We start from the raw sequence: 21,923 nt of genomic DNA, 5'->3' as shown, positions 1-21,923 counted from the left end.
TGGGCGTACGGGCGCGTAGAGTACGGCAGGCCGTCTCAGTTGTCTCTACTGGCCGCTTCGCGGGCCTGCAACAGGTGATCTGAATGCCCCGATCTGTTAGGGTGCCCGCCGATGCACGCCACACCACACGAGGATCCCGAGTGAGCGCCGAAGAACCCCTGATCGCCGACCTGTTCGATGTCGACAAACGCCTGTCCCTCAAGCCCGTCGTGGACTTCAACAGCTACCTGCGCAACGCCTTCGGCGAAGGCCCGTGCCGCTGCCACCGCTGTGCCGAAGGCGCCGAGCAAAGCAGCTACAGCCACGCACACAATTTCACCTTCGAGGGCCGCGAGTGGCACCGCCGCTTCGCCAGCACCGCCGGCAGCGATGTCGCACAGGTGCTGAAGAAAGCGTGGCTGTCGTACACCAAGGCCGACCTGAACCTGATCGGCGCACTGGACCTGGCCACCGCCAAGACCTTCACCGAAGCCGACCTGCACCCGCGCCTGCTGGCCCTGCTGGCGGCCAGTGGTCTGGCCCGTGAAGTGGATGGCCAATGGATGCTGCAAGCCCAGGCCGACTGACGGCCCGGCGGCAGGGCAGGATTCTACCGGTCTGCTAACGTGGTGGAATCCGTCCATCCGCAGGTAGTCCGCCATGGCCCGTACAACCCCCATCGAGCTATACCGCAATATCGGCATCGTCGCCCACGTGGACGCCGGCAAGACGACCACTACCGAGCGGATCCTGTTCTACACCGGGGTCAATCACAAGATGGGCGAGGTTCACGACGGCGCCGCGACCATGGACTGGATGGCCCAGGAGCAGGAACGCGGCATTACCATTACGTCGGCGGCGACCACGGCATTCTGGCAAGGCTCGACCAAACAGTTCGCGCACAAATACCGCTTCAACATCATCGACACCCCGGGCCACGTCGATTTCACCATCGAGGTGGAGCGTTCGCTGCGCGTGCTCGATGGCGCGGTGGTGGTGTTCAGCGGTGCTGACGGGGTAGAACCGCAGTCCGAGACGGTCTGGCGCCAGGCCAACAAGTACCATGTGCCACGCCTGGCCTACATCAACAAGATGGACCGCCAGGGTGCCGACTTCCTGCGTGTGGTCAAGCAGATCGACCAGCGCCTGGGGCACCACCCGGTGCCGATTCAGCTGGCCATCGGCAGCGAAGAGCACTTCATCGGCCAGATCGATCTGGTGAAGATGAAGGCCATCTATTGGAACGACGCCGACCAAGGCACCAGCTACCGCGAAGAAGACATACCCGCCGAGCTGCAGGAGCTTGCCGACGAATGGCGCGCGCACATGATAGAAGCAGCCGCCGAGGCCAATGACGAACTGCTCAACAAGTTTCTCGAAGGCGAAGAGCTGAGCATCGAAGAGATCAAGGCCGGACTGCGCAAACGCACCATCGCTAACGAAATCGTGCCGACCATCCTCGGCTCCTCTTTCAAGAACAAGGGCGTACCGCTGATGCTCGATGCGGTAATCGATTACCTGCCCGCCCCCTCGGAAATTCCTGCCATCCGCGGCACCGACCCGGACGATGAAGACAAGCACCTGGAGCGGCACGCCGACGACAAAGAGCCGTTCTCGGCACTGGCGTTCAAGATCGCCACCGACCCGTTCGTCGGCACCCTCACCTTCGCCCGCGTTTATTCCGGCGTGCTCAGTTCAGGCAATGCGGTACTCAACTCGGTCAAAGGCAAGAAGGAACGCATCGGCCGCATGGTGCAGATGCATGCCAACCAGCGTGCCGAAATCAAGGACGTGTGCGCAGGCGACATCGCCGCACTGATCGGCATGAAGGACGTGACCACCGGCGATACCCTGTGCGACATGGACAAACCGATCATCCTCGAACGCATGGACTTCCCTGACCCGGTGATTTCCGTGGCCGTGGAGCCGAAGACCAAAGCCGACCAGGAAAAAATGGGCATCGCCCTTGGCAAGCTGGCCCAGGAGGATCCGTCATTCCGCGTGCGTACCGACGAAGAGACCGGCCAGACCATCATCTCGGGCATGGGCGAGTTGCACCTGGACATCATCGTCGACCGCATGCGCCGCGAGTTCAACGTCGAGGCCAACATTGGCAAGCCGCAGGTGGCCTACCGGGAAAAAATCCGCAATACCTGCGAGATCGAGGGGCGTTTCGTACGCCAGTCCGGCGGCCGTGGCCAATACGGCCATTGCTGGATCCGTTTCGCCCCCGGCGACGAAGGCAAGGAAGGCCTGGAGTTCATCAACGAGATCGTTGGCGGCGTTGTACCCCGCGAGTACATCCCGGCGATCCAGAAGGGTATCGAAGAGCAGATGAAGAACGGCGTGCTTGCCGGCTACCCGCTGATCAACCTCAAGGCCGCCGTGTTCGACGGTTCGTACCACGATGTCGACTCCAACGAGATGGCCTACAAGATCGCGGCTTCAATGGCCACCAAGCAGCTGTCGCAGAAAGGCGGTGCAGTGTTGCTGGAACCGGTGATGAAGGTAGAGGTGGTGACGCCGGAGGAATATCAGGGTGACATTCTGGGCGACCTCAGCCGGCGCCGCGGGATGATCCAGGACGGTGACGAAACACCCGCCGGCAAGGTGATCCGTGCCGAAGTGCCGCTGGGCGAAATGTTCGGCTACGCCACCTCGATGCGGTCGATGACCCAGGGCCGGGCCAGCTTCTCGATGGAGTTCACCCGCTATGCCGAGGCCCCGGCGAGCATTGCCGATGGCATCGTCAAGAAGAACCGGGGAGAGTAAGCGCCTGACTCGTACCAGCCCTTCCCGGCTACAGCCATTCCCACAAGGGATCGCATACCCCTGTGGGAGCGGCTGTAGCCGCGAAGCGGCCGGTACAGGCCGCCACAATGTTCAATGTTGCTCGCCTGCCCGCTTCAACAGTTTCTTGCACCGTTCTGACAAATGCACCACGCGCAAATGCTTGCCCGCCTTGGCATACCGCTCGCGCAGGGTCTTGAGCGCTGCAATTGCCGAATAATCCACAAAGCTCAAATGCTGGCAATCCAGCGTGACCTCTGCCGGGTCGTGGGCCGGGTCGAACTGATTGAGGAACGAGGCGGTCGAGGCAAAGAACAGCGTGCCATGAACCTGGTAACGCTTGCCGCCTCCGGCGTCCTCCTGGCTGTCGGCATACAGCTCCCGCGCATGCTGCCAGGCAAAGTTGAGCGCCGCGATGATGATGCCGAACAGCACCGCCATGGCCAGGTCGGTAAACACCGTTACAACGGTCACCGCAATGATCGCCAGCACATCGTTCACCGGCACCTTGTGCAGCACCCGCAGCGACGCCCAGGCGAAGGTCTGCTGGGCCACCACGAACATCACCCCGACCAGCGCCGCCAGCGGTATCCGTTCGATCAGCGGCGACAGGAACAACACGAACAGCAAAATCATTACCCCGGCGACCACCCCGGACAGCCGGCCGCGGCCATTGGAGCTGAGGTTGATCACTGTCTGGCCGATCATCGCGCAACCGCCCATCCCCCCACACAGGCCCGACACCATGTTCGCCGCACCCAGCGCCACGCACTCGCGGTCCGGGAAGCCCCGGCTCTCGGTGACTTCATCGGTCAGGTTGAGGGTGAGCAAGGTTTCCAGCAGGCCGACCATGGCCATCAGCACCGCGTAGGGGGCAATGATCTTCAGGGTTTCCAGGTTCCAGGGTACATCCGGCAGCGCCAGCACCGGCAGGCCGCCGGCGATGTGCGCCATGTCGCCCAAGGTGCGAGTGGGCAGGCCGAGCAGGTACACCAGCAGGCCAACGCCCAGGATCGCCACCAGCGCCGGCGGAACCGCACGGGTCAGTTTCGGCAGCACATAGACCACCGCCATGGTCAGTGCCACCAAGCCGATCATCAGGTACAGCGGCGCACCGCTGAGCCATTGCTCACCCGCCTTGAAGTGCTCGAGCTGCGCCATGGCGATGACGATAGCCAGGCCGTTGACGAAGCCGAGCATGACCGGGTACGGCACCAGGCGCACCAGCTTGCCCAGGCGCAACAGGCCGAACAGGATCATGACCACGCCACCCAGCAGCACCGTGGCCAGCAGATACTGCGCGCCGTGCTGTACCACCAGCGCGACGATCACCACTGCCATCGAGCCGGCAGCGCCGGAAATCATCCCCGGCCGACCGCCAAACAGTGCGGTAAGGGTACAAATGATGAAAGCGCCATACAGGCCCATCAGCGGGTTGAGGTGAGCCACCAGGGCAAAGGCGATGCACTCGGGCACCAGGGCGAACGAGGTGGTCAGGCCGGCGAGCAGGTCGGCGCGTAGTCGGGCGGGCTTCATGGGCTTCCTGTGGTGCAGTCCGGACGGACGTTACAAAAAACGAGGGGCGCGATGTTACGGAATTTGTCTGGCAGCGGCCACCGTTCAGCGCACCCGCTCCCGGCTTTGCACTGCCAGGTCCAGCGCGCGCTGCATGTCCAGGCGCGCCGAGCGCCCCAGGTCGGGGTGGTCAAGGCGCCCACCACGCTCCGATGGCAGGATCGGCGCCGTCAGGTCTTCGGCATCCATCGCCTCGAAATCCTGCTCGGTGCCCATGGTCAAGGCACTGCGCCGCAACAGCATGCGCACCTGTTCCGGGGTAAGGGCCGGGTTGATCGACAGCATCGCTGCCACGGTGGCGGCCACCAGGGGGGTGGCGTACGATGTACCACAATGCGCAGCAGCGGCAGCCGCTGGGCGTATGCAGGCAGCGGCACTCACATCCACCCGCATGTCGATGTTCGAACTGTGGCGCTTGCGCACATGATCGGGGGCTTCGACCGCCGTCACCTTGTCGCTGCGCTGGTGCCCGCCCACCACCAGCAGCTGCTCGGTAATGAACGACGACGGCAGGCGATATTCATCGGTGCCTGACCAGGATGCACCGTTACCCGCCGAATTCACCACCACCACATCAGGGTGCTCTTGGCGCAGCCAGAGGAAGAACTCCTCGAGCAACTCCTCGTAGCCACTCATCGCCAGCCCGGAACGCACCAGCGAATCGACCTCATCACCGTTGACATCGCGCGCGCCGACCCGGTGGATGCCCCAGCTCCAGTTCAGCACCCGCACGCCATCCTCGACCAGGTTCACCGATGCAGCGATGTTGGCGGTGATCCCCGCATCCGAGTTGCGCTCCACAATCACATCGAAGCCAGGGCTATGCTTGCCCAGCCCCGGTAAAAATCCCTCACCCTGCGCCGCGAGAATGCCGGCGACATGGCTGCCGTGGCTGGACGGGCGATCGCCGTCGCGAGCGTACAGGCACGTCTGGCCCGCCTCGCAGCCGCCTCGGTATTGACTGAGCCCTGGGGCATCGAAGTCCACTTCACGCTCGATTACCCCAACCCGAACCGGCTGCACTGGCAAGTGCGAAGCGGCAATCCGTCGCTGGTAGAAATACAGCGCGTCCATGAAACGATTGGCGGCCCATTCGTCCGCCTGGTCGATCGCCCCGGTGTCGCGGCCACTGCCCTCCTCCCCACGCTCCGGGGCGGACTCCTCGACAACCACGGCATCCACGCTGACTTCACTGCCCATGCGCAGGATCATCGCGTCACGCTGCACCAGGTCGGCTACCGGCAGGCGCAGCTGGTAGACATTCAGCGGCGGTATCGCACCGACAACCTTGGCGCCGTATTTATCGGCGATGCGCCGGGCCTCGCCACGGCCGTCGTATTTCTCTTCGATCAACACGCTGACCAGGTCGACGTAGGTGGTCAGGCCATCCATGTTCTTCGCCACTTCATCAGGCCTTGCGGCGACCACATGACTGCCCTGGTGGGTCAGCCATACAGGGTTGCTGGTACTCCCGCCATATTCCAGCCAAAGCGGCGCGCTGCGCTGGGCTTGCTTGGCCAGTTTCAGCGTGAGGCGGTCACCCTGACGCTCGATATCGCCTGTTGGCAGCTGCGCACCGCCCAGCCAGACCTTTGGCACACCTGCCCCCAGCCCCTCGGCACGCAGGCACCATTGCTGCCCACCTTCGCCGAGCAGGTCGCCACAACGCTGCAGTTGCTTGATGCGCAGCGCGTCCGCTGCAGCCTGTGCACCAAGGCTGCAAAGCCACAACAGCAGGATCAGACCACCCTTCATGCAATCACCCCACGCGTTCCCTGTGAGTGCGACTGGCGGGACAACTCAAAGGTTCATCTACGGCCAGCAACTGCCTTGTCGCGGGCAAGCCATTCAGCCATGGAAGCATCCTCCAGCGCGTACTCACCACGATTGGCCTTCCATACCAGCTCCTTGTCGCGCAGGGCATCGAGGGCCTTCTGCACGTTAGGCGTATTGGCGTTGACTTCTGCCTGGGCCTGCTCCAGCTTGCGTCTGATGTCGATCAAGGTCTGCTCTGTGAACGGCGAAAACGGATGTCGGCCCAGCGTGCGCTCGGCCATTACCTCAAGCACCGCCTGCTGCAACGGCGAAAGCTCGTTCCAGGCACTTTCGTAGTCACTCCACACACCAGCCTGATGGTTGAGTGCGCCAGTGCGCAGCAGATCGCCCAAGTTGCCCGCCTCACCCAGGCCGACGCTGACTTCGGCCAACAGCTTGTTGAGCATTTCCGGGCGACGGCCGACCAGATCGAAAGCATACGCCAGGTCCTCTACCTTGAACTGATTGCTATCGGCCAGGCGCTGGTTCCACAAGCCCGTGATAAATTCGACATATTCACGCCCCAGTAACGGGAATGGCGTGATGGTGGCCCCAAAAAACGGCTGCTTGCTCTTGAGTACCAGGTTGGCCAGCTTGTCGCGGCTGGAGCCTGTGAACACCAGGCGCAAGCCGTCCGGACGGTCGCCACGGTTGAGATGGTCACGCGCTGCTTTCAGCGCGAACATCGCATTGAGGCCATCTTCGCTGTTAAGGGCGTGCTGAGCCTCGTCGATGATCAGCACTACCATCTGCCCTGACACTTGATGCAACACGGAAAGTGCCTGCGCCAAGGTAGTACCCGCGGGCAGTTGCGGGCGGGTGAAATCCCAGCTCAGGGTGCGCAGCAGGTTTATTTTTTCGATACCGGCTTTTTTCGCAGTCCTGGCCAGCGCACCTTCGAAACTGGCCAGCGCAGTGCCGATGGCGCCGCTGATGAGCTGCGCCGGGGCGGCGTCGCGGTCCGACCACAGATCCACGTAAACCGGTCGCCAGCCGCGCCGTATGCATTCCGGTATCAAGTCGTTGTTGAGGAAGGTGCTCTTGCCCGTGCGCCGGGGCGCGGCCAGGAACATGCCAGCGCTGTAATCGATCAGCGACTCGCCTGCCAGGTCCTGGGCTAGCGCGTTGGCCAGTTGATCACGGCGAAGAAGCGGGCGAACGGGAGCCATCTTATTATCCTGGATTATCCTGCATACTATAATTTATAGCCTAAAGGATAAATTAGGATAATACGACCCTCTGAACACCGCCGGCGTGATCCAGACCCGGCAGGAAGCCGGCAAATTTGCCATCATGTTCATTCCACCTGCGGAGATCATGGACATGCCGCTACGCCCCCTTTTCGCTTCTTTGCTGCTGGTTGCCAGCCTCGCCGCCCAGGCCGCTACCGAAGTGGTGCCGCTGCAGCACCGCACCAGTGCCGAATTACTGCCCGCCGCACAGGCCTTCATCGGCAAGGACGGCACGGTCAGCGCCTTCGAGAACAAACTGATCGTCAACGCCAGCCCCGAACGCATCGGCGACCTGCGCGCCTTGCTGCAACAGCTGGACACCGCACCCAAGCGCCTGCTGATCAGCGTTGACAACAACGACAGCAACTTCCAGGACAACCGCGGCAACGCACGCGTCATCCGCTACGGCACCAGCAACCGTGAGGGCGGCATGCAGCAGGTTCAGGCCAGCGAGGGCCAGCCTGCGCTCATTCAGGTTGGCCAGAGCATCCCGATTACCAGCACCAGTACCGACGGCTATGGGCGCATACAGAGCAACACCGAATACCGCAATGTCACCCAGGGTTTCTATGTCACGCCAAGCTTGAGCGGTGACAGGGTTCGTCTGCAAATCAGCACCAATAATGACCGTATCAGCCAGGAACGTGCGGATGTAGTGAAAGTGCAAAGCACCGACACGACAGTCACCGGCAAGCTCGGCGAATGGATCACTTTGGCAGGCCACAACCAGCAGAGCCAAGCCGACGGCAGCACGTCAAGCCGTACTTACAGCACCCAGCGCGGTGAAAACATGACTTTGCGTGTAAAAGTCGACCTCCTCGACTGATCCCAGGCAATTCAAGGCCTCGACCAAAGGCCTTGAAACTGACTGACAGGTCGCATTAGACCAAAGATGTAGTAAGCACAAAAATCCACTACAAAACATTTGACAGGGTCTTTTTCCCAAGGGCATGATGGCCTCGCTCCCGCTAATCAGGGGCCCTGGCAAGGGCCTTCGAGGCGTACTCCTCCCACCCCTGGAGGCGCCTCGTGTCTATACGGCCCACAAGGCGGTTCGACGGGATTGCGACTGCAACGAAGAAGTTGTCCCGAGGGACGGAAGCGCATCACCGCAGCACTGGCAATCGCGTAGCACCGCAGCAAGGCAACCACGAGCCGACCTGCCGGAGCACACCTTCGCCTGGCCTGCCCCCCTTCCCCTTCGAGCCTTCGCGTTCGCCGCCGCATTCCTGCGAACAGGACAGCCGCCAGGCACCCTGATCTGCTCCGAGCATCAGCACAATTAACCCAAGATCGATGCGACGAGGTTTATTTCCATGGCACTGACACGCGAACAGCAAATTGCAGCCCTCGAGAAAGACTGGGCCGAAAACCCGCGCTGGAAAGGCGTGACCCGTACCTACACCGCCGCTGATGTCGTTCGCCTGCGTGGCTCCGTGCAACCTGAGCACACCTTTGCCCGCCAGGGTGCAGAGAAACTGTGGAAGCTGGTCACCGAGGGTGCCCACCCATCCTTCCGCCCAGAAAAAGATTTCGTCAACTGCATGGGCGCCCTGACCGGCGGCCAGGCAGTGCAGCAGGTAAAAGCGGGCATCCAGGCCATTTACCTGTCCGGCTGGCAGGTTGCCGCCGACAACAACTCGGCCGAGTCCATGTACCCTGACCAGTCGCTGTACCCGGTCGACTCGGTACCCACCGTGGTCAAACGCATCAACAACGCCTTCCGCCGCGCCGACCAGATCCAGTGGAAAGCTGGCAAGAACCCGGGCGACGACGGCTACATCGACTACTTCGCGCCCATCGTGGCTGACGCCGAGGCCGGTTTCGGCGGCGTGCTGAACGCCTACGAGCTGATGAAGAACATGATCGAGGCGGGCGCCGCTGGCGTGCACTTCGAAGACCAGCTGGCCTCGGTGAAAAAATGCGGCCACATGGGCGGCAAGGTGCTGGTGCCGACTCAGGAAGCCGTACAGAAGCTGGTAGCAGCGCGCCTGGCAGCTGACGTGTCGGGTGTACCGACCATCATTCTGGCCCGTACCGATGCCAACGCCGCCGACCTGCTGACCAGCGACTGCGACCCGTACGACCAACCATTCGTGATTGGCGAGCGCACCCGTGAAGGCTTCTACAAGGTACGCGCCGGCCTCGACCAGGCCATTGCCCGCGGCCTGGCGTACGCCCCTTACGCCGACCTGATCTGGTGCGAAACCGCCAAGCCGGACCTGGACGAAGCCCGCCGCTTTGCCGAAGCGATCAAGAAGGAGTACCCGGACCAGATCCTGTCGTACAACTGCTCGCCTTCCTTCAACTGGAAGAAGAACCTGGACGACGCCACCATCGCCAAGTTCCAGCGCGAACTGTCGGCCATGGGCTACAAGCACCAGTTCATCACCCTGGCCGGTATTCACAACATGTGGCACGGCATGTTCAACCTGGCACACGACTATGCCCGCAACGACATGACTGCCTACGTGAAGCTGCAAGAGCAGGAGTTCGCTGACGCGAACAAGGGCTACACCTTTGTGGCGCACCAGCAGGAAGTGGGTACCGGTTACTTCGACGACATGACCACTGTGATCCAGGGTGGAGCTTCGTCGGTGACTGCACTGACCGGTTCGACTGAAGAAGAGCAGTTCCACTGATAGTGGGTTCTTGTTGAACGAAGGCCCGGGCTTGTGAAAGCTCAGGGCCTTTGTTTTGCCGATGTGAGCTGATACAAGCCGTATCGAACCCCACCACCGGGGCCATACGTGCTCTGCGATGAGCGCGGCAGACCGCCAAGAGCAATAGGCTTTTCACTGAAGCGCCTAGTAGACTTGCGAGTTATTCAACCCCACCCCTTCTGAGACCCTAGCGACTACCCCAACAAGGAGTCGCATCATGCAAACCCTCTTCAGCGCTGGTAAGTTAGACCCCGTGTATGCTTCGCAGGGCCGCTTTTCGCACCCCGAGTACGACCATCTGGGCCCGATTGCCATAATCGAATCAACTCAGAAAACCCTTGTCTCCTCAGCACCCAGGAACGCGCCAGCCATCAAGCTGCTACGCCTTGAGCCTGACGGTACGCTCGACCTCGAATTCGGCTCACAAGGTGTCGCGAAGGTCGAATATGAAGGTGCGCGGCGGGTGTTTCTGTCTGAGATCATTACGGACGAAGCTGGGCGAATATTTGTGCTAGGCGACTACAATTACGCCCCGGATTCGTATCACCCCATCGTCGTTCGCTTGCTCGCCAATGGCGAGCCCGACACCCATTTTGGCGAGGGTGGGAAGCCTTATCGGGTTTATCGCTCGGTCAGCTCCACAGTCAAAGCCCGATCGATTGATTCTGCATCGACTATGAAGCCCAGCACCTCGTCTGCGCACGGCAACGGCGGCGCGGGCATACGGAACGGAGTTCTCTACTTCCGTTCGCGCGAGCACATTGTTGCAATCGAACTGGAGGGGGATCTGGCCACCGATTTCAATGGCACAGGCTACTGGCGCGCTGCGCACGACAACGAGCCAGTACTGCTGGGGGCACTGTCGCTCAATGAACAGGGTATTTATGCGGCGTACGCACCCTTGCCTACTGAAGACGTTCAAAATCACGTGATCGTGACCCGCCTCAATGAGCACGCCAAGGTCGACAAGACATTTGCTGACGGTGGTTATCTGGAACTGCGCACGCCAGACCATACACTGCTTCCAGTGCTGCTCAAGCAGTCGGCCAGCAATCATCACTTCGTGCTGGCGTGCCGCACCGACATCAACACGTACGGTGAGGGTACCGCGCTGATGTCTTTCAACAGCGACGGCATGCTGAACGACGGCTTCAATGAAGGGAGACCCGTCATTGTCGACAAGGCCCCGTTGGCCATGGCTTCCGCGTTAGATCTGTCCTTTGACACAGGGTCCGGCGACGCCGAGAAAATTTACTTGGCCGTGCTTTATGAAAATGAAAAATTTGAGTCCCATTTTGTCACTTTGCGCTTCCACAGCAACGGCGAACCGGACCGTGATTATGGCGCTGATGGCCGGGCGTTCGTCGGGGAGCGCGGCATGGCCTCGTGGATCAGTTGCCAACGCAATGGCCAACCGCTTGTCGCTTGTAATCTCAGGCTTCCGACAGATACCAAAACCGGCCTCTATGTGGCTCGCCTTGGCGCGTAAGGCGCAGGTGGCACGGGGCGGCTAGGCGCCGCCCCGGTTTTTGCGGTGTTGCGCAGATCGAGCGCCGCGCGGGCGGCGCTCGATCTCATAGGCGCTGCATTCCTTTCGCCATGCCCATGCCACCCCTCACGCTGTCCACCGGCATCACCAGCAAAACCCTCAATCACGTCTATGCTTGAGGCCACAGCCGCTAGCACCGCCCATGCTTCAAAGTATTGATCCAGAGCGGTGCAAGCGGCGCTGAAAGCTGCTAGAACACGAGCCTTTCGCATTTGCAAGTAGGGGGAATCGCCAGATGAACTTTACAAGTCGCAGAACAGCCCAACTAATAGACGCCAGGTCAAATGATATTAATTATCATTACGCCAACTATGATTCGTTACCACTTGCAAGAAACATAATTAACAAAAGCGCACGCAATGCCCGAATATCAAGGCTTTCAGGCAGTTAGAAGCGGCTTTTGTACTTAATCCTACGAATAAATTTGCTACAGAAATTTTACTTGCACCAGGTTTACCCATAAAATCAGCGCGATTGATTCAGCTGCGACATTTGGTCACTGCACCTGCGACACCACGTCGCCGCTCTACACTTATTTCAGACTGCAGAGCTGGGTCTCTGTATAAGGATTTCTAGCATGTCCGATTCGGCAGGACTCATCGCCCACAACTGGGGCTTTGCCATCTTCCTCCTGGGTGTCGTCGGCCTGTGTGCCTTCATGCTCGGCCTGTCCAGCCTGCTCGGTAGCAAGGCCTGGGGCCGCGCCAAGAACGAACCCTTCGAATCCGGCATGCTGCCCGTCGGCAGCGCCCGCCTGCGCCTGTCCGCCAAATTCTATCTGGTCGCGATGCTGTTCGTGATCTTCGATATCGAAGCCCTCTTTCTCTTTGCATGGTCTGTGTCCGTCCGCGAAAGCGGCTGGACCGGATTCGTCGAAGCACTCGTTTTCATAGCAATTCTGTTGGCAGGTCTTGTCTACCTATGGCGCGTCGGGGCACTTGATTGGGCTCCCGAAGGTCGCCGCAAGCGGCAAGCGAAGCTGAAACAATGAGGCTTTGGCATGCAATACAATCTCACCAGAATCGATCCGGATGCGCCCAACGAGCAGTACCCGGTCGGTGAACGGGAAACCGTCACCGATCAGCTGCTAGAGGACCAGGTCCACAAGAACATCTTCATGGGCAAGCTCGAAGATGTGCTGCGTGGCGCGGTCAACTGGGGTCGCAAGAACTCCCTCTGGCCGTACAACTTCGGCCTGTCCTGCTGCTACGTGGAAATGACCACGGCATTCACGGCACCCCACGACATCGCCCGCTTCGGCGCCGAAGTCATCCGGGCCTCGCCGCGTCAGGCCGACTTCATGGTCATTGCCGGTACCTGCTTCGTGAAAATGGCGCCGATCATCCAGCGCCTGTACGAGCAGATGCTCGAACCAAAATGGGTTATCTCCATGGGTTCGTGCGCCAACTCCGGTGGCATGTACGACATCTACTCGGTCGTTCAGGGGGTCGACAAGTTCCTCCCCGTGGACGTCTATGTGCCTGGCTGCCCGCCACGCCCTGAGGCTTTCCTGCAAGGCTTGATGCTGCTGCAGGAGTCGATCGGCCAAGAACGACGCCCGCTTTCCTGGGTTGTTGGTGATCAAGGTATTTACCGTGCCGAGATGCCAGCCCAGAAAGACCTGCGTCGTGAGCAGCGCATTGCCGTAACCAACCTGCGCAGCCCCGACGAAGTCTGATCCAGCGACCTGCCGCCCGCTCCCCTGGGAGCTGGCGGCCTGGCTTCATTCTTAACGTTGACCCAAAGCGACCGAGACCATGACAGCGGACAACGCTATTTTCATTCCGCCCTACAAGGCTGACGACCAGGATGTGGTCGTCGAACTGCATAACCGTTTTGGCGCCGAAGCATTCGTCGCCCAGGAAACCCGCACCGGCATGCCCGTGCTGTGGGTCAAGCGCGCCCAGCTCAAAGAGGTGCTCAGCTTCCTGCGCGGTGTAGCCAAGCCATACAGCATGCTGTACGACCTGCACGGCGTCGACGAACGCCTGCGCACCCAGCGCCGCGGCCTGCCTGCCGCCGACTTCAGCGTGTTCTACCACCTGCTGTCGGTCGAGCGTAACAGTGACGTGATGATCAAGGTCTCCCTCAGCGAAGGCGACCTGAACCTGCCATCGGTGACCGGTATCTGGCCGAACGCCAACTGGTACGAGCGCGAAGTCTGGGACATGTTCGGCATCGACTTTGCCGGCCACCCGCACCTCAGCCGCATCATGATGCCGCCGACCTGGGAAGGTCACCCGCTGCGTAAGGACTACCCGGCCCGTGCCACCGAGTTCGACCCCTACAGCCTGACCCTGGCCAAGCAACAGCTTGAAGAAGAGTCGGCGCGGTTCAACCCGGAAGCCTGGGGCATGAAACGCCAGGGCGCGAACGAGGACTACATGTTCCTCAACCTCGGCCCCAACCACCCTTCGGCGCACGGTGCGTTCCGGATCGTCCTGCAGTTGGACGGTGAAGAGATCGTCGACTGCGTACCGGACATCGGCTACCACCACCGTGGTGCCGAGAAAATGGCCGAGCGCCAGTCCTGGCACAGCTTCATCCCCTACACCGACCGTATCGACTACCTCGGCGGGGTAATGAACAACCTGCCGTACGTGCTCGCGGTCGAGAAGCTGGCGGGCATCAAGGTGCCGCAGAAGGTCGACGTGATCCGCATCATGCTGGCCGAGTTCTTCCGCATCACCAGCCACCTGCTGTTCCTGGGTACGTATATCCAGGACGTTGGCGCCATGACCCCGGTGTTCTTCACCTTCACCGACCGCCAGCGCGCCTACACCGTGATCGAGGCCATCACCGGTTTCCGCCTGCACCCGGCCTGGTACCGCATCGGTGGCGTCGCCCACGACCTGCCACGCGGCTGGGACAAGCTGGTCAAGGACTTCGTCGAATGGCTGCCCAAGCGCCTTGACGAATACACCAAGGCCGCCCTGCAGAACAGTATCCTCAAGGGCCGTACCATCGGCGTTGCCGCGTACAACACCAAGGACGCCCTGGCCTGGGGTACCACCGGTGCCGGCCTGCGTTCCACCGGTTGCGACTTCGACCTGCGCAAGGCGCGCCCCTACTCCGGCTACGAGAACTTCGAGTTCGAAGTACCGCTGGCCCACAACGGCGATGCCTACGATCGCTGCATGGTCCGTGTCGAGGAGATGCGCCAGAGTATCCGCATCATCGACCAGTGCCTGCGCAACATGCCGGAAGGCCCGTACAAGGCGGATCACCCGCTGACCACGCCGCCGCCGAAAGAGCGCACCCTGCAGCACATCGAAACCCTGATCACGCACTTCCTGCAAGTCTCGTGGGGCCCGGTCATGCCGGCCAACGAGTCGTTCCAGATGATCGAGGCGACCAAGGGCATCAACAGTTACTACCTGACGAGCGATGGCGGCACCATGAGCTACCGCACCCGGATCCGTACTCCGAGCTACCCGCACCTGCAGCAGATCCCTTCGGTGATCAAAGGCAGCATGGTCGCCGACCTCATTGCGTATCTGGGCAGTATCGACTTCGTTATGGCTGACGTGGACCGCTAAGCATGAACAGCACGCTTATCCAGACAGACCGTTTCGCCCTGAGCGAAACCGAACGCTCGGCCATCGAGCACGAGATGCATCACTACGAAGACCCGCGCGCGGCGTCCATCGAAGCCCTGAAGATCGTCCAGAAGGAACGTGGCTGGGTGCCGGACGGCGCCATCCACGCCATCGGCGAAGTGCTGGGCATCCCGGCCAGCGATGTCGAGGGTGTGGCCACCTTCTACAGCCAGATCTTCCGTCAGCCTGTCGGCCGCCACATCATCCGCGTGTGCGACAGCATGGTCTGCTACATCGGCGGCCACGAATCGGTGGTCAGCCAGATCCAGAGCGAGCTGGGCATCGGCCTCGGCCAGACCACCGCCGACGGCCGTTTCACCCTGCTGCCGGTGTGCTGCCTGGGCAACTGCGACAAGGCCCCGGCGCTGATGATCGACGACGACACCTTCGGTGACGTGCAGCCGGCTGGCGTTTCCAAATTGCTGGAGGGTTACGTATGACCATTACTTCCTTCGGCCCGGCCAACCGCATTGCGCGCACGGCCGAAACCCACCCGCTGACCTGGCGCCTGCGCGACGACGGCGAGCCAGTATGGCTGGCCGAGTACGAATCGAAGAACGGCTACGCCGCTGCCCGCAAGGCGCTGGCGCAAATGTCCGCCGACGACATCGTGCAAAGCGTCAAGGACTCGGGCCTCAAGGGCCGTGGCGGCGCTGGCTTCCCCACTGGCGTGAAGTGGGGCCTGATGCCCAAAGACGAATCCATGAACATCCGCTACCTGCTGTGCAACGCGGACGAAATGGAGCCGAACACCTGGAAGGACCGCATGCTGATGGAGCAACAGCCCCATCTGCTGGTCGAGGGCATGCTGATCAGCGCCCGCGCCCTGAAGGCCTACCGTGGCTACATCTTCCTGCGTGGCGAATACACCACCGCGGCGAAAAACCTCAACCGTGCCATCGATGAAGCCAAGGCCGCTGGCCTGCTGGGCAAGAACATTCTCGGCAGCGGTTTCGATTTCGAGCTGTTCGTGCATACCGGTGCCGGCCGCTACATCTGCGGTGAAGAAACCGCACTGATCAATTCCCTGGAAGGCCGCCGCGCCAACCCGCGCTCCAAGCCGCCCTTCCCTGCCGCAGTTGGCGTGTGGGGCAAGCCGACGTGCGTGAACAACGTCGAAACCCTGTGCAACGTGCCGGCCATCGTTGCCAACGGCAACGACTGGTACAAGTCGCTGGCCCGTGAAGGCAGCGAGGACCACGGCACCAAACTGATGGGCTTCTCCGGCAAGGTGAAGAACCCAGGCCTGTGGGAACTACCATTTGGCGTTACCGCCCGCGAGCTGTTCGAAGACTATGCCGGTGGCATGCGTGATGGCTTCAAGCTCAAGTGCTGGCAGCCAGGCGGCGCCGGTACCGGCTTCCTGCTGCCCGAGCACCTCGACGCGCAGATGTACGCCGGCGGGATCGCCAAGGTCGGCACCCGTATGGGCACCGGCCTGGCCATGGCGGTCGACGACAGCGTCAACATGGTGTCGCTGCTGCGCAACATGGAAGAGTTCTTTGCCCGCGAATCGTGCGGCTGGTGCACCCCATGCCGTGACGGCCTGCCGTGGAGCGTGAAGATGCTGCGCGCACTGGAAAACGGCCAAGGCCGTGCCGAAGACATCGAGACGCTGCTGGGGCTGGTCAACTTCCTCGGCCCGGGCCGTACCTTCTGTGCTCACGCACCGGGGGCGGTGGAGCCGTTGGGCAGTGCCATCAAATACTTCCGCTCGGAGTTCGAGGCCGGTGTAGCACCGGAAAGCGCTGGCACCCTGCGCCCGAACCTGGCGAAGCCCATTGTGGTAGGCGCATAACAAGATAGAACGCGGGTGGTCCGTGCCACCCGCCAGCCTGTCGGCCGGCCCGCATGAAGTGTGGCGTGCCGCAGGCTCACAGATTTCCATTAGCCACGCCCGCTCACGCGGGCCAACGAAGAACTTTGAACAATGGCCACTATCCACGTAGACGGCAAAGCGCTCGAAGTCAACGGTGCGGACAACCTGTTACAGGCGTGTCTGTCGCTCGGCCTCGATATCCCTTATTTCTGCTGGCACCCGGCGCTCGGTAGCGTCGGCGCCTGCCGGCAATGTGCGGTCAAGCAGTACACCGACGAGAACGACACCCGTGGTCGTATCGTCATGTCCTGCATGACCCCCGCCTCCGACGGCACCTGGATCTCCATCGACGATGACGAGTCCAAGGCGTTCCGCGCCAGCGTCGTCGAATGGCTGATGACCAACCACCCGCACGACTGCCCGGTCTGCGAGGAAGGCGGTCACTGCCACCTGCAGGACATGACGGTAATGACCGGCCACAACGAGCGCCGCTACCGTTTCACCAAGCGTACCCACCAGAACCAGGACCTCGGCCCGTTCATCGCCCATGAGATGAACCGCTGCATCGCCTGCTACCGTTGCGTGCGCTACTACAAGGACTACGCCGGTGGTACCGACCTGGGCGTCTACGGCGCCCACGACAACGTGTACTTCGGCCGCGTCGAAGACGGCGTGCTGGAAAGCGAGTTCTCCGGCAACCTGACCGAGGTCTGCCCGACCGGCGTGTTCACCGACAAGACCCACTCCGAGCGCTACAACCGCAAGTGGGACATGCAGTTCGCCCCAAGCATCTGCCACGGCTGCTCCAGCGGCTGCAACATCAGCCCGGGTGAGCGTTACGGCGAGCTGCGCCGCATCGAAAACCGCTTCAACGGCTCGGTCAACCAGTACTTCCTGTGCGACCGCGGCCGCTTCGGCTACGGCTACGTCAACCGCAAGGACCGCCCACGCCAGCCACAGCTGGCCGACGGCACCAAGCTGGGCCTGGACGCCGCCCTGGACAAGGCAGCCGACCTGCTGCGCGGTCGTACCATCGTCGGTATCGGCTCGCCACGCGCCAGCCTCGAAAGCAACTACGGCCTGCGTGAGCTGGTCGGTGCCGAGTACTTCTACTCGGGCATGGAAGCTGGCGAACTGGCGCGCGTACGCCTGGCCCTGAACGTGCTGAACAACAGCCCGCTGCCAGTACCGACCCTGCGCGACATCGAAGACCACGACGCCGTGTTCGTCCTCGGCGAAGACCTGACCCAGACCGCTGCCCGCGTCGCCCTGGCCGTCCGCCAGGCCACCAAGGGCAAGGCCGAGGCCATGGCCGAAGCGATGAAAGTGCAGCCATGGCTCGACGCCGCCGTGAAGAACATCGGTCAGCACGCGCTGTACCCGCTGTTCATCGCCTCGCTGGCTGAAACCAAGCTGGATGACGTTGCCGAAGAATGCGTGCACGCCGCGCCGGCCGACCTGGCCCGCATCGGTTTCGCAGTGGCCCACGCCATCGACCCGAGCGCCCCAGCGGTCGCCGGCCTGGACGACGAAGCCAAGGCCCTGGCCCAACGCATCGCCGACGCCCTGGTCGCCGCCAAGCGTCCACTGGTCGTTGCCGGTACGTCGCTGGCCGACCCAGCGCTGATCGAAGCCGCCGCCAACATCGCCAAAGCCCTGAAGCTGCGCGAGAAGGACGGTTCGCTGAGCCTGGTAGTGCCTGAGGCCAACAGCATCGGCCTGGCCATGCTCGGCGGCGAGTCCGTCGATGCCGCGCTGGACGCCGTCATCAGCGGCAAGGCCGACGCCATCGTGGTGCTGGAAAACGACCTGTACGCCCGCGTACCGGCGGCCAAGGTCGACGCAGCCCTGGCGGCGGCCAAGGTAGTGATCGTTGCCGACCACTCGAAAACCCCGACGGTCGACCGCGCCCACCTGGTACTGCCAGCCGCCTCGTTCGCCGAAGGCGACGGCACCCTGGTCAGCCAGGAAGGCCGTGCCCAGCGCTTCTTCCAGGTGTTCGACCCGCAGTACCTGGACAGCAGCATCCAGATCCACGAAGGCTGGCGCTGGATGCACGCCCTGCGTGCCACCCTGCTGAACAAGCCGGTCGACTGGACCCAGCTGGACCACGTCACCAGCGCCTGCGCCGAAGCCGCCCCGCAACTGGCCGGCATCGTCAACGCCGCGCCGAGCGCTGCGTTCCGCATCAAGGGCATGAAGCTGGCCCGTGAGCCGCTGCGCTACTCCGGCCGTACCGCCATGCGCGCCAACATCAGCGTGCACGAGCCACGCACCCCGCAAGACAAGGACACCGCGTTCGCCTTCTCCATGGAAGGCTACTCGGGCTCGGCCGAACCGCGCCAGCAGGTGCCGTTCGCCTGGTCGCCGGGCTGGAACTCGCCACAAGCCTGGAACAAGTTTCAGGACGAGGTCGGTGGCCACCTGCGTGCCGGTGACCCAGGCGTGCGCCTGATCGAGTCGCAAGGCGACCGCCTGAACTGGTTCAACGCCATTCCGGGCGCCTTCAACCCGGCCCGTGGCACCTGGACTGCCGTGCCGTTCTTCCACCTGTTCGGCAGCGAAGAAAGCTCCTCGCGCGCCGCCCCGGTGCAACAGCGCATCCCGGCTGCCTACGTGGCCCTGGCCAAGTCCGAAGCCGACCGCCTGGGCGTCAACGAGGGTGCCCTGCTGAGCCTGAACGTCGCCGGTGTGGCCCTGCGCCTGCCGCTGCGTATCAATGAAGAGCTGGGCGCTGGCCTGGTCGCGTTGCCGAAAGGCCTGGCCGGCATCCCGCCTGCCATCTTCGGTGCATCCGTCGAAGGTCTGCAGGAGGCAGCACAATGAGCTGGTTCACCCCCGAAGTGATCGACGTGATCATCCAGGTCGTCAAGGCTATCGTGGTCCTGCTGGCCGTGGTGGTCTGCGGCGCCCTGCTCAGCTTCGTCGAGCGCCGCCTGCTGGGCTGGTGGCAGGACCGCTACGGTCCGAACCGTGTTGGCCCGTTCGGCATGTTCCAGATCGCCGCCGACATGCTGAAGATGTTCTTCAAGGAAGACTGGAACCCGCCCTTCGTCGACAAGATGATCTTCACCCTGGCACCGGTCGTGGCCATGAGCGCCCTGCTGATCGGCTTCTCGATCATCCCGATCACACCGGGCTGGGGCGTTGCCGACCTGAACATCGGCCTGCTGTTCTTCTTCGCCATGGCCGGCCTGTCGGTCTACGCGGTGCTGTTCGCCGGCTGGTCGTCGAACAACAAGTACGCCCTGCTGGGCAGCTTGCGTGCTTCGGCACAGACTGTGTCGTACGAAGTGTTCCTGGGCCTGGCGCTGATGGGCGTGGTGGTACAGGTGGGCTCGTTCAACATGCGCGACATCGTTGAGTACCAGGCCCAGAACCTGTGGTTCATCATTCCGCAGTTCTTCGGCTTCTGCACCTTCTTCATCGCTGGCGTCGCCGTGACTCACCGTCACCCGTTCGACCAGCCAGAAGCGGAACAGGAACTGGCCGACGGCTACCACATCGAGTATGCCGGCATGAAGTGGGGCATGTTCTTCGTCGGTGAATACATCGGCATCATCCTCATCTCGGCGCTGCTGGTGACCTTGTTCTTCGGCGGCTGGCACGGCCCGTTCGGCATCCTGCCGCAACTGCCGTTCCTGTGGTTCGCCCTGAAGACCGCGTTCTTCATCATGCTGTTCATCCTGCTGCGCGCCTCGATCCCGCGCCCACGCTATGACCAGGTGATGGACTTCAGCTGGAAGTTCTGCCTGCCGCTGACCCTGATCAATTTGCTGGTGACCGCTGCGCTCGTGCTCTACAACACGCCAGCCGTCGCGGCCCAGTGAGGATTTGACCCATGTTCAAGTATATCGGCGACATCGTTAAGGGCACCGGCACTCAGCTGCGCAGCCTGGCCATGGTGTTCTCCCACGGGTTCCGCAAGCGCGATACCCTGCAGTACCCAGAAGAACCCGTGTACCTGCCGCCGCGCTACCGCGGCCGCATCGTCCTCACCCGCGACCCCGATGGCGAGGAGCGCTGCGTAGCGTGCAACCTCTGCGCGGTGGCTTGCCCGGTTGGCTGCATCTCGCTGCAGAAGGCCGAGACCGAGGACGGTCGCTGGTACCCGGAGTTCTTCCGCATCAACTTCTCGCGCTGCATCTTCTGCGGCCTGTGTGAAGAAGCGTGCCCGACCACCGCGATCCAGCTGACTCCGGATTTCGAAATGGCCGAGTTCAAGCGTCAGGACCTGGTGTACGAGAAAGAAGATCTGCTGATCTCCGGCCCCGGCAAAAACCCTGACTACAACTTCTACCGTGTTGCGGGTATGGCAATCGCTGGCAAGCCAAAGGGCTCTGCACAGAACGAAGCCGAGCCGATCAACGTGAAGAGCTTGCTCCCATAAGGACAGAAAGATGGAATTCGCTTTCTACTTCGCATCCGGGATCGCCGTGGTCTCCACCCTTCGGGTGGTGACCGGCACCAACCCCGTGCACGCCTTGCTTTACCTGATCATTTCGCTGATTTCCGTGGCCATGATCTTCTTCTCCCTGGGTGCGCCGTTCGCCGGCGCCCTGGAAGTGATCGCCTACGCCGGCGCCATCATGGTGCTGTTCGTGTTCGTGGTGATGATGCTCAACCTCGGGCCGGCCTCGGTCGCCCAGGAACGCGGCTGGCTCAAGCCCGGCATCTGGGCCGGGCCGGTAATCCTCGGCGCCCTGCTGCTGGCTGAGCTGCTGTACGTGCTGTTCGTCACCCCGAGTGGCGCAGGCATCAGCGGTACCACCGTGGGCCCGAAAGCAGTCGGTATCAGCCTGTTCGGCCCGTACCTGCTGGTGGTCGAACTGGCGTCGATGCTGCTGCTGGCTGCAGCCGTCACTGCCTTCCACCTGGGCCGCAACGAGGCGAAGGAGTAAA

General features: G+C 62.2%; 17 protein-coding genes. 14 read left to right on the top strand and 3 right to left on the bottom strand.

Annotation, left to right across the window (positions count from 1 at the left end; all coding sequences use genetic code 11):
• Positions 1–140 precede the first annotated feature (140 nt).
• A complete protein-coding gene (locus tag E8E68_RS16320; RefSeq protein ID WP_110744701.1) occupies positions 141–566 on the top strand; it encodes a hypothetical protein in 426 nt (141 codons plus the stop codon).
• Positions 567–639: 73 nt separating this feature from the next.
• Complete coding sequence (gene fusA, locus E8E68_RS16315; RefSeq protein ID WP_266032198.1) at positions 640–2,751, top strand: elongation factor G; 2,112 nt, start codon at positions 640–642, stop codon at positions 2,749–2,751.
• 111 nt (positions 2,752–2,862) lie between these two features.
• On the opposite strand, the gene E8E68_RS16310 is transcribed toward fusA, so the two are convergent.
• From E8E68_RS16310 to E8E68_RS16300, 3 genes are all read right to left on the bottom strand, one after another.
• Positions 2,863–4,305 carry a SulP family inorganic anion transporter gene (locus tag E8E68_RS16310; RefSeq protein WP_110744703.1) on the bottom strand — a complete coding sequence of 481 codons (1,443 nt, stop codon included), beginning with the start codon at positions 4,303–4,305 and terminating at the stop codon, positions 2,863–2,865.
• Positions 4,306–4,389: 84 nt separating this feature from the next.
• Complete coding sequence (locus E8E68_RS16305) at positions 4,390–6,099, bottom strand: S8/S53 family peptidase (protein WP_266032197.1); 1,710 nt, start codon at positions 6,097–6,099, stop codon at positions 4,390–4,392.
• A gap of 53 nt (positions 6,100–6,152) precedes the next feature.
• Positions 6,153–7,328, bottom strand: a complete 1,176-nt coding sequence (locus E8E68_RS16300) for a hypothetical protein (protein WP_266032196.1) — start codon at positions 7,326–7,328, stop codon at positions 6,153–6,155.
• A 124-nt stretch (positions 7,329–7,452) separates the two neighbouring features.
• Here E8E68_RS16300 and E8E68_RS16295 point away from each other — a divergent pair, with 124 nt between their 5' ends.
• The 12 genes from E8E68_RS16295 to nuoJ all read left to right on the top strand — a co-directional run bounded on the left by E8E68_RS16295 (position 7,453) and on the right by nuoJ (position 21,922).
• A complete protein-coding gene (locus E8E68_RS16295) occupies positions 7,453–8,217 on the top strand; it encodes a secretin N-terminal domain-containing protein (RefSeq protein WP_266032237.1) in 765 nt (254 codons plus the stop codon).
• Between the two features lie 490 nt (positions 8,218–8,707).
• A complete protein-coding gene (gene aceA, locus E8E68_RS16290) occupies positions 8,708–10,033 on the top strand; it encodes an isocitrate lyase (RefSeq protein WP_110744706.1) in 1,326 nt (441 codons plus the stop codon).
• A gap of 238 nt (positions 10,034–10,271) precedes the next feature.
• Positions 10,272–11,543 carry a delta-60 repeat domain-containing protein gene (locus tag E8E68_RS16285; RefSeq protein WP_280342886.1) on the top strand — a complete coding sequence of 424 codons (1,272 nt, stop codon included), beginning with the start codon at positions 10,272–10,274 and terminating at the stop codon, positions 11,541–11,543.
• 637 nt (positions 11,544–12,180) lie between these two features.
• A complete protein-coding gene (locus tag E8E68_RS16280; RefSeq protein ID WP_003251427.1) occupies positions 12,181–12,594 on the top strand; it encodes an NADH-quinone oxidoreductase subunit A in 414 nt (137 codons plus the stop codon).
• Positions 12,595–12,603: 9 nt separating this feature from the next.
• Positions 12,604–13,281 carry an NADH-quinone oxidoreductase subunit B gene (locus tag E8E68_RS16275; protein WP_003251429.1) on the top strand — a complete coding sequence of 226 codons (678 nt, stop codon included), beginning with the start codon at positions 12,604–12,606 and terminating at the stop codon, positions 13,279–13,281.
• Between the two features lie 79 nt (positions 13,282–13,360).
• Positions 13,361–15,142, top strand: a complete 1,782-nt coding sequence (gene nuoC / locus E8E68_RS16270; RefSeq protein WP_110744707.1) for an NADH-quinone oxidoreductase subunit C/D — start codon at positions 13,361–13,363, stop codon at positions 15,140–15,142.
• Positions 15,143–15,144: 2 nt separating this feature from the next.
• Positions 15,145–15,642 (top strand): NADH-quinone oxidoreductase subunit NuoE, encoded by a 498-nt coding sequence (gene nuoE, locus E8E68_RS16265; RefSeq protein WP_003251433.1) that lies wholly within the window; start codon positions 15,145–15,147, stop codon positions 15,640–15,642.
• Entirely contained in the window at positions 15,639–17,000 is a 1,362-nt protein-coding gene (gene nuoF / locus E8E68_RS16260; protein WP_110744708.1) for an NADH-quinone oxidoreductase subunit NuoF, read from the top strand. Before nuoE ends, nuoF begins: the two co-directional genes overlap by 4 nt.
• A gap of 132 nt (positions 17,001–17,132) precedes the next feature.
• Positions 17,133–19,847 carry an NADH-quinone oxidoreductase subunit NuoG gene (gene nuoG, locus E8E68_RS16255; RefSeq protein ID WP_110744709.1) on the top strand — a complete coding sequence of 905 codons (2,715 nt, stop codon included), beginning with the start codon at positions 17,133–17,135 and terminating at the stop codon, positions 19,845–19,847.
• Positions 19,844–20,851 (top strand): NADH-quinone oxidoreductase subunit NuoH, encoded by a 1,008-nt coding sequence (gene nuoH / locus E8E68_RS16250; protein WP_029886631.1) that lies wholly within the window; start codon positions 19,844–19,846, stop codon positions 20,849–20,851. Before nuoG ends, nuoH begins: the two co-directional genes overlap by 4 nt.
• Before the next feature lie 11 nt (positions 20,852–20,862).
• Positions 20,863–21,411 (top strand): NADH-quinone oxidoreductase subunit NuoI, encoded by a 549-nt coding sequence (nuoI, locus tag E8E68_RS16245; protein WP_003251442.1) that lies wholly within the window; start codon positions 20,863–20,865, stop codon positions 21,409–21,411.
• 10 nt (positions 21,412–21,421) lie between these two features.
• Positions 21,422–21,922, top strand: a complete 501-nt coding sequence (nuoJ, locus tag E8E68_RS16240; protein ID WP_085625351.1) for an NADH-quinone oxidoreductase subunit J — start codon at positions 21,422–21,424, stop codon at positions 21,920–21,922.
• Position 21,923 lies beyond the last annotated feature (1 nt).

Origin of the sequence: Pseudomonas sp. BN607 (assembly GCF_029871175.1) — a bacterium.
GTDB lineage: Bacteria > Pseudomonadota > Gammaproteobacteria > Pseudomonadales > Pseudomonadaceae > Aquipseudomonas.
Note: the sequence above shows the minus strand (reverse complement) of the source record. Positions and strands in the feature narration are given on the sequence as shown.

Excerpts from the sequence above, each read along its gene's own strand:
- fusA (WP_266032198.1), top strand. The coding sequence starts at position 640 with ATGGCCCGTACAACCCCCATCGAGCTATACCGCAATATCGGCATCGTC.
- E8E68_RS16310 (WP_110744703.1), bottom strand. The coding sequence starts at position 4,305 with ATGAAGCCCGCCCGACTACGCGCCGACCTGCTCGCCGGCCTGACCACC.
- E8E68_RS16305 (WP_266032197.1), bottom strand. The coding sequence starts at position 6,099 with ATGAAGGGTGGTCTGATCCTGCTGTTGTGGCTTTGCAGCCTTGGTGCA.
- E8E68_RS16300 (WP_266032196.1), bottom strand. The coding sequence starts at position 7,328 with ATGGCTCCCGTTCGCCCGCTTCTTCGCCGTGATCAACTGGCCAACGCG.
- E8E68_RS16295 (WP_266032237.1), top strand. The coding sequence starts at position 7,453 with ATGTTCATTCCACCTGCGGAGATCATGGACATGCCGCTACGCCCCCTT.
- aceA (WP_110744706.1), top strand. The coding sequence starts at position 8,708 with ATGGCACTGACACGCGAACAGCAAATTGCAGCCCTCGAGAAAGACTGG.
- E8E68_RS16285 (WP_280342886.1), top strand. The coding sequence starts at position 10,272 with ATGCAAACCCTCTTCAGCGCTGGTAAGTTAGACCCCGTGTATGCTTCG.
- E8E68_RS16280 (WP_003251427.1), top strand. The coding sequence starts at position 12,181 with ATGTCCGATTCGGCAGGACTCATCGCCCACAACTGGGGCTTTGCCATC.
- E8E68_RS16275 (WP_003251429.1), top strand. The coding sequence starts at position 12,604 with ATGCAATACAATCTCACCAGAATCGATCCGGATGCGCCCAACGAGCAG.
- nuoC (WP_110744707.1), top strand. The coding sequence starts at position 13,361 with ATGACAGCGGACAACGCTATTTTCATTCCGCCCTACAAGGCTGACGAC.
- nuoE (WP_003251433.1), top strand. The coding sequence starts at position 15,145 with ATGAACAGCACGCTTATCCAGACAGACCGTTTCGCCCTGAGCGAAACC.
- nuoF (WP_110744708.1), top strand. The coding sequence starts at position 15,639 with ATGACCATTACTTCCTTCGGCCCGGCCAACCGCATTGCGCGCACGGCC.
- nuoG (WP_110744709.1), top strand. The coding sequence starts at position 17,133 with ATGGCCACTATCCACGTAGACGGCAAAGCGCTCGAAGTCAACGGTGCG.
- nuoH (WP_029886631.1), top strand. The coding sequence starts at position 19,844 with ATGAGCTGGTTCACCCCCGAAGTGATCGACGTGATCATCCAGGTCGTC.
- nuoI (WP_003251442.1), top strand. The coding sequence starts at position 20,863 with ATGTTCAAGTATATCGGCGACATCGTTAAGGGCACCGGCACTCAGCTG.
- nuoJ (WP_085625351.1), top strand. The coding sequence starts at position 21,422 with ATGGAATTCGCTTTCTACTTCGCATCCGGGATCGCCGTGGTCTCCACC.